Genomic DNA, 12,162 nt, shown 5'->3' on the forward strand with positions numbered 1-12,162 from the left:
TAATGGGTCAAAAGGTTAATCCTGTAGGTTTTAGAGTAGCTGTTAATAAAGACTGGGATTCTAAATGGTATGCTGACAAGGAATATGCAAATCAATTACACGAAGATTTACAAATAAGAAGCTATTTAAAGAAAGCTCTAAAATTGGCTGGTGTTAGCAGAATTCTGATAGAGAGGCCTGCTAAAAAAGCTTGTGTAACAATTTATACTGCTAAGCCTGGAGTGGTTATTGGAAGAAAGGGTTCTGATATTGAAAAAATTAAAATTCAAATTAGTAAGTTTACTAAAAGTGAAGTACAGCTGAATATAGTAGAGGTTAGAAAGCCTGAAATTGATGCTACTCTTATAGCTGAGTCTGTAGCTCAGCAATTAGAACGTCGTGTGGCATTTAGAAGGGCGATGAAGCGTGCTATTCAATCTTGTTTAAAGATGGGTGGTAAGGGTATTAGGATTAATTGTTCTGGAAGATTGGGTGGTGCTGAAATTGCCAGAATGGAATGGTATAGAGAGGGTAGGGTGCCTTTGCATACATTAAGAGCGGATATTGGTTATGGCTCTGCAAACGCTTATACTACTTATGGTGTAATAGGAGTAAAAGTTTGGGTCTATAAAGGTGATGCAGTAGATCAAGAAGTAGTCGTTGATAAAGTTCAAGAATTGTAGGTAATAGACAAAGGTAATATTATGTTAAGTCCTAAAAAAACTAAATACCGTAAAGCTCATAAGGGTAGGATTCATGGTAATGCTAAGGGGGGTACTGATCTATTGTTTGGTGCCTTTGGCTTAAAGTCTTTGGATCCTGAGCGCGTTACAGCAAGGCAGATAGAAGCTGCAAGACGTGCTGTAATGAGGCATATGAAAAGAGTTGGAAAATTATGGATTAGAATTTTTCCAGATGTTCCTGTGTCTAAAAAGCCTGCGGAAGTACGCATGGGTAGTGGAAAGGGAAATCCAGAATTTTGGGTATGTAGAGTGCATCCTGGTAGAATAATGTTTGAGCTTGATGGAGTACCAGAAAAAATAGCTAGAGAAGCTTTTGACAAAGGTGCTGCTAAATTGCCTGTACGTACCAAATTTGTAAAAAGAATAGGGAATTAAAATGAAATATTCCGAAATAAAGACTAAAGATAATGATAAATTATTAGAATTATTGCTAGAACTTAAGAGAGAGTCCTTTAATTTGCGTGTTCAAAAACCTTTGGGTAAGTTACAGAATACTGCTAGATTGAGGATTGTAAAAAGAAGTATAGCTAAAGTTAAGACTTTGTTAGAACAGAGATTAAAAGTAGTTGGAGAAAAAGGTAATGCCTAAGCGTGTTTTACAAGGAGTAGTGGTTAGTAATAAAAATGATAAAACTATTACTGTAAAAGTAGAAAGAAGGTTTATACATTCTATCTATAAGAAAACAGTAAGTAGATTAAAAAAATATACTGCTCATGATGAGGAGAATCGGTGTGATATAGGTGATATTGTAAATATAGTGGAATCTAGGCCTATTTCTAAAACAAAAAAATGGAAAGTTGTATACGAATAAATATATAGCTAAATTAATATAAATACTGTAAATGGTAAATTATGATCCAAGTGCAAACTCATTTAGATGTGGCAGATAATTCTGGTGCTCGTAGTGTAAAATGTATAAAAGTTATTGGAGGCTCTTTAAGAAGGTATGCTTTTGTAGGAGATGTAATAATAGTTTCTGTTCAGGATGCCTTACCTAGGGGTAAGGTAAAAAAAGGAGAAGTCCAAAGAGCTGTTATAGTGCGTACGGCAAAAGAAATTAAAAGGCATGATGGAAGTGTAATAAAGTTTGATAAAAATGCTGCCGTTCTTATAAACAATCAAGGTGAGCCTATAGGTACAAGAATTTTTGGTCCTGTTCCACGTGAATTGAGGGCAAAAAAGTTTATGAAAATAATTTCTTTAGCTCCAGAGGTTTTATAATATGGGTACTAAAATAAAAATTAAAAAAGGTGATAGGGTGCAGGTTTTATCTGGGAAAGATAAAGGCAGTAAGGGTGTAGTAAAGAAAGTTATGCCTAAATCTAATAAAGTTATCTTAGAAGGTATAAATCTTGTAAAAAAGCATGTACGTCCTAGTATGAAGTCTTCTGGTGGGATTATTACTAAGGAAGCTCCTATAGATGTTTCTAATGTAGCTTACATAGATCCTCAAACTAATCTGCCTACTAAGGTGGCTTATAAAATTTTAGATGATGGTCGTAAAGCGCGTATTGCTAAACGTTCAGGAGAAATTATAGACTAGTAGGATAAAAATTATGTTATTACGTTTTAAAGAATTATATAAAAATGCTATAGTTAAAGATTTAAAAAATCAGTTTAATTATATTAATCCCATGCAAATTCCTTGTATTGAAAAGATATCTTTGAATATGGGAGTAGGTGAAGTAGTGGGGGATAGTAAAACCTTAGAAGCAGCTGCGCATGATTTAGCTTTAATTGCTGGTCAGAAAGTTGTTTTTACTATGGCAAAAAAATCTATAGCTGCATTTAAATTGCGTAAAGGCATGCCTATAGGGTGTAAAGTAACATTGCGTAAAGATAAAATGTATGACTTTTTAGAAAGATTAGTAATTGTGGCTTTACCTCGTATTAGAGAATTTAGAGGATTTTCTATAAATAGTTTTGACTCTAATGCAAATCTTTCGCTGGGAATTAAAGAACATGTAATTTTTCCTGAAATAAACTATGATAAAATATATAAAATTTTTGGTTTAAATATAACTATAGTAACGACAGCTAACACAGTTCAAGAGTCTAAGCAATTGTTGTCAGGTTTTTATCTACCTTTTAAGAATTAGAGGTTTTATGTCTAAAAAAAGTTCAATAGAAAAGAATAAAATGCGTACTCGTTTAGTAAATAAGTTTAAGTTACAAAGAACTAAATTGAAAGAAATTATAATGAATAAAAATGTAAGTATTGAAGAAAGATTTGATGCTCAGCTTAAGTTGGCAAAACTGCCTCGTAATAGTGCTAGAAATAGATTACGTAATAGATGCTTGCTTTCTGGAAGACCAAGAGGATATTATCGTAGATTTAAATTATCAAGAATAGCATTACGTGATTTAGCAGCAGTTAAGCAAATTCCTGGAATGATAAAAGCTAGTTGGTAGGGGTAAAAATTATGACAATTACAGACTCTTTAGGAGATATGATTACAAGAATAAGAAATGGTCAGCGTGCCAGATTGTCTCTTGTTAAAATGCCAATGTCAATGCAAAACATTATGGTATTAGATGTTTTAAAAAAGGAAGGATATATTAGAGATTATTCTATAGATGAAATAAGAAAAGGTATTAAAGAGATAAGTATAGAATTGAAATATAGTAATAAACCAGCTATCAAGGAAATTAAAAGAATATCTAAGCCTGGAAGACGTCTTTATTCATCTGTTAAAGAATTAAAAAAGTTTTATAATGGTTTAGGTGTTGTGATTTTGTCTACCTCAAAAGGAATTATGTCTGATTACGAAGCGCGCTTAGCTAAGGTGGGTGGCGAAATTTTATGTAAAGTTTTTTAATTTATTTGAGAGAGAAATATAATATGTCGCGTGTTGGTAAAATGCCTATAACTGTACCTCCAGGAGTAAAAGTGAACCTAGAAGAAGGTAAGATTAGTGTTATTGGTAATTTGGGTCAGTTAGCTTTTAAAATTAGTAATAAAGTAAAAGTGAATTATGATCATCAAAAGCAAGAACTTAGAGTATTGCCTGTAGATGAATCAATGGATGCAAAGGCTATGTGGGGATTATCTAGAAGTCTTATATATAATTTGGTACATGGTGTATCGGTAGGATTTGTAGTAAAACTAGAAATGAACGGAGTTGGTTATAGGTGTGCTGTTGATAAATTATTTTTAACTTTATTTTTAGGATTTAGCCATGAAATAAAGTATGCTATACCTTCAGGTATACAAATAAAATCTGAAAAGCCTACTTCTATTACCATTACTGGTGTTGATAAACAGAAAGTAGGTCAAGTAGCGGCAGAAATAAGAAAGTTAAGACCACCTGAACCTTATAAAGCAAAAGGAATAAAATACGAAAATGAACGTATAAGAAGAAAAATTGGTAAAAAGAAATAATAGAGGTAAAAATGATTACTGCTGATAAACTTTTTAGGCGTAGAAAGCAAAGAACTAGATCTGCTATTAGAAAGTGTAATAAACATGGAAGAATTAGGTTATCTGTATTTAGGTCTAATCAACATATCTATGCTCAGTTAATAGATGATGTACAAGGAATTACATTAGCTTCAGCTTCTACTTTAGATACTAAATTAAAAGGGATAGAAAAAAAGAAATTAAGTAACAATATAGATACTGCTAAAAAAGTAGGCATCTTAATTGCGGAGCGGGCACAAAAAATTAATATTAAAGAAGTAGTATTTGATAAGGGTGGTTATATGTTTCATGGGCGAGTAAAAGCTTTGGCTGATAGTGCGCGTGAAAATGGTTTGTTATTTTAGTTTTTAATAATATAAGGGTCTTTATGAAGGGTAGTGCAAGTGGTGATTCTAAACATATTAATGAAGAATCAGAATTAAAAGAAATACTAGTATATATAGGTCGTGTATCCAAAGTTGTAAAAGGTGGTAAAAGATTTGGCTTTACAGCTGTAGTTGTCGTAGGTGATGGTAAGGGGCGTGTGGGATATGCTTTAGGAAAAGCCAAAGAAGTGACGGAAGCTAGAGCGAAAGCAGCGCAAGTGGCTAAAAAGTCAATGATGAGAATACACTTACGTGAGGGGCGTACTTTGCATCATGATGTATTGGGTAATTTTGGCGCTGGAAAAGTATTATTGCGTTCTGCAAAAGCAGGTACTGGAATTATTGCTGGTGGCCCTATGCGTGCTGTATTTGAAGTACTGGGCATACATGACATAGTAGCTAAGTCTATAGGATCTTCAAATGTACATAATATGATTGGTGCAACTTTCAATGCATTAAAAGAATTGAATTCTCCTAGGCAAATTGCCGATAAAAGGAATAAAAGAGTAGGAGAAATCATTGAAAGACGTGAAACTAGCGGCGAGGTAAAAAATTAATATGAGCAATATAAAGAAAAATAAATTAATAAAAATTACTCAATTAAAAAGTACTATAGGTTGCAATAAGAATCAGCGATTAAATTTATTAGGTTTAGGGTTGAGAGGAATACAAAGTCATAAAGTGCTACAAGATAATGCATCTGTTAGAGGAATGATTTATGAAGTACGCCATTTGGTGTGTGTAACAGAAATAAATTCTTAAGTAATGGAAGGGTTCTAATAAAATGAAATTAAATACAATAAAAGACATTGATGGGGCTAGAAAAAATAGTAAAAGACTAGGCCGTGGAATAGGTTCCGGTAAAGGTAAAACATGTGGTAAGGGTGTAAAAGGTCAAAAGTCGAGATCTGGTGTTGCTATTAAAGGTTTTGAGGGTGGACAAATGCCATTACATAGAAGGTTGCCTAAAAGAGGTTTTAAAAGCAAATGTTCCTCTAATAGATGCCAAATAATAAATTTACCTTTTATTGAACAGGTAATAAAAGAAAATAAATGGTCGTTAGAACAAATGATTACTAAAGAAATTTTATATAAAGCTGGAATAATTAAAAATATATTTATGTCTGTAAAGTTGTTAGCAAAGGGTGAAATAACTTTACCAATAAATATCGAAATTGAAAAAGCATCTAAGAATGTAATAGAAAAAATTACCAAATTAGGTGGAAAAGTTGTTATTGTACCACAAATAAAAGTGAATTAAATAAGCATGTCTACTACCCCCGCGCTTGATTTTAGCTTGTTTTCTAAAGCGCACGAATTAAAAAATCGTGTTTTATTTACATTATTAATGTTAATAATATTTAGAATTGGCTCATATATACCAATACCTGGTGTAAATCCTAAAATATTAGCTGATATTGCCTCACAAAATTCAAGTGGTATTTTGGGTATGTTTAATATGTTATCAGGGGGAGCGTTGGGTAGAATGTCAGTGTTTGCCCTTGCCATAGTTCCATATATAACTGCGTCTATAGTTATACAGTTGATGACTTCGGTTTCAAAAGCACTTGATACTTTAAAAAAAGAAGGTGAGTTTGGTAGAAAAAGAATTAATCAATATACTCGTTACCTTACGGTAGTGCTGTGTGTTTTTCAAGGGTTGGGTATTGCTTTAAGTTTGGAGCATATTATATTACCTCATGGATCTGCAGTAATAAATGCTGGTATGTTTTTTAGAGTAACTTCCGTAGTAACTCTTGTAGGCGGTACTATGTTCTTGATGTGGGTAGGTGAACAAATTACTAGTCGTGGTATTGGTAATGGTATATCTTTAATAATTTTTTCAGGTATTGTAGCGGGTATACCAAATGCTGTTATCAAGACTTTAGAATTGAGTAAAGCTGGTGCTATTTCTTCGTATTTTATTATAATCTTGTTAGTTGTAATGTTATTTATAGTAGGATTTGTAATTTTTGTTGAGCGTGCTCAAAGAAAAATTATAATACAGTATCCAAAACGACAGGTGGGAAATAAAATATATGGAGGAGAAAATTCTCATTTACCGCTTAAATTAAATATTGCTGGAGTTATTCCTCCAATTTTTGCAAGTTCTATATTGTTATTTCCAATGACTATTGCAAATTTTACTAGTAATAATTCTGAGTGGTTAGAGTGGTTAAATGTTTATCTAGGGCATGGAAAATTACTTTATATAATATTGTATATAACATTAATTAGTATATTTTGTTTTTTTTATACAGCTATTATTTTTAATCCTGAAGAGACCGCAGATAATTTAAGAAAGTATGGAAGTATTATACCAGGTAGAAGACCTGGAAAAAATACAGCAGAGTATCTGGATTATGTTATTACTCGACTAACGGTAATAGGAACAATTTATATCGTATTAGTATGTGTTTTGCCTGAAATATTAATATCACGTTATTCTATACCTTTTTATTTGGGAGGTACCAGTATATTGATAGTAGTGAACGTGGTAATAGATACTATGACTCAGGTTCAAACTCATCTTTTTGCTCATCAATACAAAGGTTTAATGAAAAAAGCTAAATTACGAGAAAAGAAATGAATGTTATTTTAATAGGTCCACCTGGTGCTGGTAAAGGTACTCAATCTGCGCGTTTAGAAAAAAAGTTTAATATTAAAAAGCTTTCTACTGGTGATATGTTAAGGGAGGCTATAGCGCAAGGTACAGAAATAGGGATACATGCTAAAAGCTTTTTAGATTCTGGGAAATTGGTTTCAGATAATATAATGTTATCTTTAATTTCTGAGCGTATTAAGAAAGATGATTGTTTAAATGGGTTTGTATTAGATGGCTTTCCTAGAAATGTAGCTCAAGCCATGGGCCTAGATAGAACATTAGAATTATCTAAAAGGTCTATTAATGCTGTAATAGAGTTAAGGGTTGCAGATCAAGTTATAATTGATAGAGTAATAGAGCGCTTTGTTTGTAAAAATTGTGGTACTGGATATAATAAGAAATTAAAAAAGACATTTGTTGAAGGTATATGTGATGAATGTGGAGGTAAAGAATTTGTAGTACGTAATGATGATAAATTTGAAATAATTGAAACTCGTTTGAAAATTTATCATGAGGAGACAGAAAAATTACTTTCATACTATCAAGAAAAGAAGCTCTTATCTTCTATAAATGGTATGGAAGGTGTAGATGAAGTAAGTGAACAAATAAATTTAATATTAAAATCAAGAGCAAGTATATTGACTTACTAAAAAAATTTCTTATTATGGTGCGCTCTTGCTGTATTAAGGTAAAAAGGAGTAAATGGTGGCACGTATTGCAGGTATAAATATTCCAGCCAATAAACAGGTTTGGGTGGCTCTTACATATATTCATGGTATAGGTAACACTCGGGCTAAAGAGATTTGTAAGAAATCTTCTATTGTTATGGAAAAAAGAGTGAATCAATTAACTGAAGCGGAAGTGGCTAAGTTACGAGAAATAATAGATAGAGATTATGTAGTTGAAGGTGACTTAAGAAGAGAAGTAGCAATTAATATTAAAAATCTTATGGATTTAGGATGTTATAGGGGATTAAGGCATCGTAAAAAATTGCCTGTTAGGGGTCAACGTACACATACTAATGCACGTACACGTAAGGGAAAAACTAAACCTATAGCTGGGAAGAAAAAATAGGTAATATATGAGTAAAGATAAAGTATCAAAAATTAAAAGAAAAATTAAAAAAAATGTACCGGTAGGGGTAGCACATGTGTGTGCTTCATTCAATAATACAATTGTTACTATTACAGATGTCCAAGGAAACATTGTAGCGTGGTCGTCTGCAGGAAGTAAAGGGTATAAAGGGTCACGTAAAGCAACTCCTTATGCAGCACAGATGGCAGCTGAAGATGCTGGAAGGAAGGCTTATGATCAAGGGATGAGAACTATATCAATAGATGTAAAAGGCCCAGGTGCTGGAAGAGAGTCTGCATTAAGGGCATTGATGATACTAGGCTTTAATGTTAATTGTATTAGAGATGTGACCCCAATGGCTCATAATGGTTGTAGACCACCTAAGCGTCGTAGGGTGTGAGTCTATAAAAAATCTAAATTTAAAAGGGATAGTTTATGTCGTTACTTGCCAAGAATTGGAATGAATTAATAAAGCCATCTAAATTGCTTATAAAAAATAATGAACATATAGGAGATCATTATGCTGAGGTAATAGCAGAGCCATTAGAAAGAGGTTTTGGAGTAACTCTTGGTAATGCATTGCGGAGAGTATTGTTATCGTCTTTACAAGGTGCTGCTATTATCTCAATAAAGATTGAAGGTATTGTACATGAATTTTCTTCTATTCCTGGTGTAGTTGAGGATGTTCCTGATATTATATTGAATATTAAATCTATAGTGATTAAAATGCTTGCTATGGAAAAGAGACGTATAGCATTAAATGTTGTAGGACCTTGTGTTGTTACAGCAGGTATGATTGAAACTGGTCTTGATGTAGAAATTTTAAACAAAGATTTGGTTATTTGTTCTTTGGATAAAGGCGCTAAGTTAAATATTGAAATGACATGTGAAATTGGTAAAGGTTATGTTCCTGCTTCACAACATAAAACAGCGGAAGATCCTATAGGTTTAATTGCTATAGATTCAGTATTTACTCCGGTACGTAAAGTATCATATAAAGTAGAAAATTGTCGTGTTGGGCAAGTAACAGATTATGATAAACTATTAATGTACGTGGAAACAAATGGTTCTTTGTCTGCGGAGACTGCTATAGCATTATCTGCTAGAATTATGCAAGATCAATTACAGTTATTTATTAATTTTGAAGAAGAGATAAGAGAAGAAAAGAAAGAAGAAGCGCTGAGCTTTAATCCTAGTTTATTACGTAGAGTTGATGAATTAGAATTATCTGTAAGATCACAAAATTGTTTGAAAAATGATAATATAGTGTATATTGGTGATTTAGTGAGTAAAACTGAAGCAGAGATGCTTAGAACTCCTAATTTCGGTCGTAAATCTTTAAATGAAATAAAAGAGCTATTATCTAGCATGGGGTTAAAATTTGGTATGGAAGTACAAGGTTGGCCTCCAGAAAATATAGAAGAATTAGCAAAACGTTTTGAAGATCCTTATAAATAGATTAGAAGAGTAAATTATGCGTCACAGATTGAAAGGTAGAAAATTAAACAGAAAAACAGCTCATAGAAATGCGATGTTTTCGAATATGGCAGTTTCATTAATTAAACATGAGCAAATTACTACTACATTGCCTAAAGCTAAAGATTTGCGCCCTATAGTAGAAAAACTTGTTACTATAAGTAGAAAAAAAGACTTATCTACTCGTCGTTATTTGTTAAAAATTCTAAAAAATAAAGTTGCTGTCAATAAATTATTAGAAGTGTTGGCTGCAAGATATATTAATAGACCAGGTGGATATTTACGTATTATAAAAGCTGGTTTCCGTTTTGGAGATATGGCACCTAAAGCTATTATAGAGTTTGTTGAAAGGGATATAGAAGCTAAAGGAAGCTTTGATAACCCTAATAACTCTGGTAATAATGATATAGAAGAGATAGAATAATTTCAGAAGGACGAAGCTTATTTAATAAGCTTCGTCTGTTTAATATATGTATTCTAGGTTATTACTAAATTACTTATAGTAGTTTTTGGTAGGTTTTTGTCAATATGGTAAATTGATTTGAATTCAGGACTCAGTTAGCTCAAAGTTCTCCTACTATTTGTAGGCTTTGCTTATCGCTCCTAGTCCCAAATACAACTTAATTTACTATAGTTGTATATATTGCACAACTAAAAATAGGTATATTAGCTCTAATATACTAATAATAAAAATTGATTTTAAAATGCTCAATAAACAAGATAAACAGTTTTTTCTAGGTATATTGTTTATATTACTGAATAATTTAGTATGTTGTATACAACAAGCTATAAACAAGATGCTATTATATAGTTTGAGTGGTTTTCAAATAGCTTTTTTATATAAGTTTTTTCTATTTTTATGCATATTCTGCTATGTGTTATATAAGGGTATAAAAAATTTAAGAACTCACAAATTGTGGCTACATTTTCTTAGATCTATTCTTAGTATTACAGGAACCTTAATATTTATTCATGTTTTGAAATTCTTATCGCTGGCTGAAAGTAGTGCTTTATTATTAACAGAGCCATTGTTTATGAGTATACTTGCTGTAGTGTTTTTAAGAGAATATATTAATAAGAATATAATTGTAGCATTATTATTAGGATGTATAGGGTCATTAATTATCATACGTCCTGGTGCATTAGATTTTAATATTAAATCTTTATGGGTTATAGTTGCTGCACTAGTGTGGGCTATAGATAACTTAACCATAAAATTACTAGGGCGTACTGAAAAGCCAATACAGTATCTATTTTATATTAGTTTATTTTCTTGGATACTTGCTATGCCCTTTTCTTTATATGAATGGAAACCAGTGAAGTTAACACATATACCTTGGATGGTAATGTTAGCATTGTTATATTTTATACATCTAATTGCTGTATTTAGGGCATTTAGTTTAGTTAATTTGCCTAGTTTAGCACCTTTTGACTTTAGTAGGGTAATATTTAGTTCATTATTAGGTTATATTATATTTCGTGAAGAATTTGATATATGGGTTATTATAGGATCAATTATAATTGTAAGTAGTTATAGTTATATTTTAAAAAAGAACATGATTGCTAAATATAAAGATTAACATTCTAAATGATTTTGGGATGGCTGCAGTATTATATAGCTTTTAACTAGTTATTTGGGATGTTGTAACTCGTCTGTATTTATACAATTTAACTCTATAGTATTAATGTGAAACTTTGCTGTTTTGAAAAAATATTATACTGCTTATAATTGTTATTTCTAAGAGATATAATATTAATTGTATTTTAGAGGGTTGCTCAATATATCCTATAGTTACATGTAATAAACTACCTAACAGACTATCTTCACGTATTATATCAGAAGTGTTCCAAGCTGCTGTATAAAGCGAGGGCAAAAATTCATTAAGAGGTAAATGGTTTGGTATTTGAATAAGAATGCTAGATGTAAGTAAAATTAATAATATGGTTGTCACCGAGAACATATATTTTTTCTTAATATTAATAATGCCATAATATAGCGCTATACCTAAGCTTATACCTCCTAAGCTACCTATAATCATACCAAGTAATACATGTGTATAGCTTAACTCAGAGGAAGATTTTAAAACGCCATAAGTAAATAGTATAATTTCTATGCCCTCGCGTACAACGGCAACAAATATAATAGTTGCTATTGTATATAAAGGTATTGTACCGTTTTGTACATTTTGTCCTACTTTTTTTATGTTATTTTTTAAGTGGGATGTATAATGTTTCATAGATATAATAGTCCAGTTTAGCATTATTACTGCTGTAAACAAAATAATAACATTTATAGCTTCTTCGTTTATATTCTCAAGTAAATTTTTGAAAGAATTAGCTGAATATGCTATGTATCCTGAGCATATGACCCCTAAACTAATGCCTATGATAACCCACAAATTACGATTTAGGACATTTTTTGTGGCTGCCATTATAATACCTGTAATAAGCGTAACCTCTAATAATTCGCGGAAAAATATTAATGCAATTGCAAACAT

General features: G+C 31.5%; 22 protein-coding genes. 21 read left to right on the forward strand and 1 reads right to left on the reverse strand.

Annotated features, from left to right (window positions below):
- Positions 1-2: 2 nt before the first annotated feature.
- From rpsC to NOVO_06235, 21 genes are all read left to right on the forward strand, one after another.
- Positions 3-662 (forward strand): Ribosomal protein S3, encoded by a 660-nt coding sequence (rpsC, locus tag NOVO_06135; protein ID AIL65581.1) that lies wholly within the window; start codon positions 3-5, stop codon positions 660-662.
- 21 nt (positions 663-683) lie between these two features.
- Positions 684-1,097: a Ribosomal protein L16 gene (gene rplP, locus NOVO_06140; protein ID AIL65582.1), complete on the forward strand. Its 414-nt coding sequence runs from the start codon at positions 684-686 to the stop codon at positions 1,095-1,097.
- A gap of 1 nt (position 1,098) precedes the next feature.
- On the forward strand, positions 1,099-1,311 hold the full coding sequence (gene rpmC / locus NOVO_06145; protein AIL65583.1) for a Ribosomal protein L29: 213 nt from the start codon (positions 1,099-1,101) through the stop codon (positions 1,309-1,311).
- Positions 1,304-1,534, forward strand: a complete 231-nt coding sequence (gene rpsQ, locus NOVO_06150) for a Ribosomal protein S17 (GenBank protein ID AIL65584.1) — start codon at positions 1,304-1,306, stop codon at positions 1,532-1,534. Before rpmC ends, rpsQ begins: the two co-directional genes overlap by 8 nt.
- Before the next feature lie 41 nt (positions 1,535-1,575).
- A complete protein-coding gene (gene rplN, locus NOVO_06155; protein AIL65585.1) occupies positions 1,576-1,944 on the forward strand; it encodes a Ribosomal protein L14 in 369 nt (122 codons plus the stop codon).
- A 1-nt stretch (position 1,945) separates the two neighbouring features.
- Entirely contained in the window at positions 1,946-2,266 is a 321-nt protein-coding gene (rplX, locus tag NOVO_06160) for a 50S ribosomal protein L24 (GenBank protein ID AIL65586.1), read from the forward strand.
- Positions 2,267-2,279: 13 nt separating this feature from the next.
- Positions 2,280-2,822, forward strand: coding sequence for a 50S ribosomal protein L5 (gene rplE / locus NOVO_06165; protein AIL65587.1), 543 nt, complete (start codon positions 2,280-2,282; stop codon positions 2,820-2,822).
- 7 nt (positions 2,823-2,829) lie between these two features.
- Positions 2,830-3,135 (forward strand): Ribosomal protein S14, encoded by a 306-nt coding sequence (gene rpsN / locus NOVO_06170; GenBank protein ID AIL65588.1) that lies wholly within the window; start codon positions 2,830-2,832, stop codon positions 3,133-3,135.
- Positions 3,136-3,146: 11 nt separating this feature from the next.
- Positions 3,147-3,542 (forward strand): Ribosomal protein S8, encoded by a 396-nt coding sequence (gene rpsH, locus NOVO_06175; GenBank protein AIL65589.1) that lies wholly within the window; start codon positions 3,147-3,149, stop codon positions 3,540-3,542.
- A gap of 23 nt (positions 3,543-3,565) precedes the next feature.
- Positions 3,566-4,105, forward strand: a complete 540-nt coding sequence (rplF, locus tag NOVO_06180) for a Ribosomal protein L6 (protein ID AIL65590.1) — start codon at positions 3,566-3,568, stop codon at positions 4,103-4,105.
- 11 nt (positions 4,106-4,116) lie between these two features.
- Entirely contained in the window at positions 4,117-4,488 is a 372-nt protein-coding gene (rplR, locus tag NOVO_06185) for a Ribosomal protein L18 (GenBank protein ID AIL65591.1), read from the forward strand.
- A gap of 23 nt (positions 4,489-4,511) precedes the next feature.
- Entirely contained in the window at positions 4,512-5,066 is a 555-nt protein-coding gene (gene rpsE / locus NOVO_06190) for a Ribosomal protein S5 (protein ID AIL65592.1), read from the forward strand.
- 1 nt (position 5,067) lies between these two features.
- Positions 5,068-5,271, forward strand: a complete 204-nt coding sequence (locus NOVO_06195; protein ID AIL65593.1) for a 50S ribosomal protein L30 — start codon at positions 5,068-5,070, stop codon at positions 5,269-5,271.
- A 22-nt stretch (positions 5,272-5,293) separates the two neighbouring features.
- A complete protein-coding gene (gene rplO / locus NOVO_06200) occupies positions 5,294-5,770 on the forward strand; it encodes a 50S ribosomal protein L15 (GenBank protein ID AIL65594.1) in 477 nt (158 codons plus the stop codon).
- 6 nt (positions 5,771-5,776) lie between these two features.
- Positions 5,777-7,099, forward strand: a complete 1,323-nt coding sequence (gene secY, locus NOVO_06205; GenBank protein AIL65595.1) for a preprotein translocase subunit SecY — start codon at positions 5,777-5,779, stop codon at positions 7,097-7,099.
- Entirely contained in the window at positions 7,096-7,764 is a 669-nt protein-coding gene (locus NOVO_06210) for an Adenylate kinase (GenBank protein AIL65596.1), read from the forward strand. The genes secY and NOVO_06210 overlap by 4 nt, the downstream gene beginning before the upstream one ends.
- A 52-nt stretch (positions 7,765-7,816) precedes the next feature.
- Positions 7,817-8,188, forward strand: coding sequence for a Ribosomal protein S13 (gene rpsM, locus NOVO_06215; protein ID AIL65597.1), 372 nt, complete (start codon positions 7,817-7,819; stop codon positions 8,186-8,188).
- A 7-nt stretch (positions 8,189-8,195) separates the two neighbouring features.
- Positions 8,196-8,588, forward strand: a complete 393-nt coding sequence (gene rpsK, locus NOVO_06220) for a Ribosomal protein S11 (protein ID AIL65598.1) — start codon at positions 8,196-8,198, stop codon at positions 8,586-8,588.
- Positions 8,589-8,623: 35 nt separating this feature from the next.
- Entirely contained in the window at positions 8,624-9,646 is a 1,023-nt protein-coding gene (rpoA, locus tag NOVO_06225) for a DNA-directed RNA polymerase subunit alpha (GenBank protein ID AIL65599.1), read from the forward strand.
- 16 nt (positions 9,647-9,662) lie between these two features.
- Positions 9,663-10,088, forward strand: coding sequence for a Ribosomal protein L17 (gene rplQ / locus NOVO_06230; protein AIL65600.1), 426 nt, complete (start codon positions 9,663-9,665; stop codon positions 10,086-10,088).
- Between the two features lie 280 nt (positions 10,089-10,368).
- Positions 10,369-11,244: a carboxylate/amino acid/amine transporter gene (locus tag NOVO_06235; GenBank protein AIL65601.1), complete on the forward strand. Its 876-nt coding sequence runs from the start codon at positions 10,369-10,371 to the stop codon at positions 11,242-11,244.
- A 102-nt stretch (positions 11,245-11,346) separates the two neighbouring features.
- On the opposite strand, the gene efeU is transcribed toward NOVO_06235, so the two are convergent.
- A complete protein-coding gene (efeU, locus tag NOVO_06240) occupies positions 11,347-12,162 on the reverse strand; it encodes a Ferrous iron uptake protein (GenBank protein ID AIL65602.1) in 816 nt (271 codons plus the stop codon).

It is taken from the genome of Rickettsiales bacterium Ac37b, assembly GCA_000746585.2.
Lineage (GTDB): Bacteria > Pseudomonadota > Alphaproteobacteria > Rickettsiales > Arcanibacteraceae > Ac37b.

Bases quoted from the DNA above. Each gene is read 5' to 3' on its own strand.
- rpsC (AIL65581.1), top strand. From the start codon at position 3: ATGGGTCAAAAGGTTAATCCTGTAGGTTTTAGAGTAGCTGTTAATAAA.
- rplP (AIL65582.1), top strand. From the start codon at position 684: ATGTTAAGTCCTAAAAAAACTAAATACCGTAAAGCTCATAAGGGTAGG.
- rpmC (AIL65583.1), top strand. From the start codon at position 1,099: ATGAAATATTCCGAAATAAAGACTAAAGATAATGATAAATTATTAGAA.
- rpsQ (AIL65584.1), top strand. From the start codon at position 1,304: ATGCCTAAGCGTGTTTTACAAGGAGTAGTGGTTAGTAATAAAAATGAT.
- rplN (AIL65585.1), top strand. From the start codon at position 1,576: ATGATCCAAGTGCAAACTCATTTAGATGTGGCAGATAATTCTGGTGCT.
- rplX (AIL65586.1), top strand. From the start codon at position 1,946: ATGGGTACTAAAATAAAAATTAAAAAAGGTGATAGGGTGCAGGTTTTA.
- rplE (AIL65587.1), top strand. From the start codon at position 2,280: ATGTTATTACGTTTTAAAGAATTATATAAAAATGCTATAGTTAAAGAT.
- rpsN (AIL65588.1), top strand. From the start codon at position 2,830: ATGTCTAAAAAAAGTTCAATAGAAAAGAATAAAATGCGTACTCGTTTA.
- rpsH (AIL65589.1), top strand. From the start codon at position 3,147: ATGACAATTACAGACTCTTTAGGAGATATGATTACAAGAATAAGAAAT.
- rplF (AIL65590.1), top strand. From the start codon at position 3,566: ATGTCGCGTGTTGGTAAAATGCCTATAACTGTACCTCCAGGAGTAAAA.
- rplR (AIL65591.1), top strand. From the start codon at position 4,117: ATGATTACTGCTGATAAACTTTTTAGGCGTAGAAAGCAAAGAACTAGA.
- rpsE (AIL65592.1), top strand. From the start codon at position 4,512: ATGAAGGGTAGTGCAAGTGGTGATTCTAAACATATTAATGAAGAATCA.
- NOVO_06195 (AIL65593.1), top strand. From the start codon at position 5,068: ATGAGCAATATAAAGAAAAATAAATTAATAAAAATTACTCAATTAAAA.
- rplO (AIL65594.1), top strand. From the start codon at position 5,294: ATGAAATTAAATACAATAAAAGACATTGATGGGGCTAGAAAAAATAGT.
- secY (AIL65595.1), top strand. From the start codon at position 5,777: ATGTCTACTACCCCCGCGCTTGATTTTAGCTTGTTTTCTAAAGCGCAC.
- NOVO_06210 (AIL65596.1), top strand. From the start codon at position 7,096: ATGAATGTTATTTTAATAGGTCCACCTGGTGCTGGTAAAGGTACTCAA.
- rpsM (AIL65597.1), top strand. From the start codon at position 7,817: ATGGTGGCACGTATTGCAGGTATAAATATTCCAGCCAATAAACAGGTT.
- rpsK (AIL65598.1), top strand. From the start codon at position 8,196: ATGAGTAAAGATAAAGTATCAAAAATTAAAAGAAAAATTAAAAAAAAT.
- rpoA (AIL65599.1), top strand. From the start codon at position 8,624: ATGTCGTTACTTGCCAAGAATTGGAATGAATTAATAAAGCCATCTAAA.
- rplQ (AIL65600.1), top strand. From the start codon at position 9,663: ATGCGTCACAGATTGAAAGGTAGAAAATTAAACAGAAAAACAGCTCAT.
- NOVO_06235 (AIL65601.1), top strand. From the start codon at position 10,369: ATGCTCAATAAACAAGATAAACAGTTTTTTCTAGGTATATTGTTTATA.
- efeU (AIL65602.1), bottom strand. From the start codon at position 12,162: ATGTTTGCAATTGCATTAATATTTTTCCGCGAATTATTAGAGGTTACG.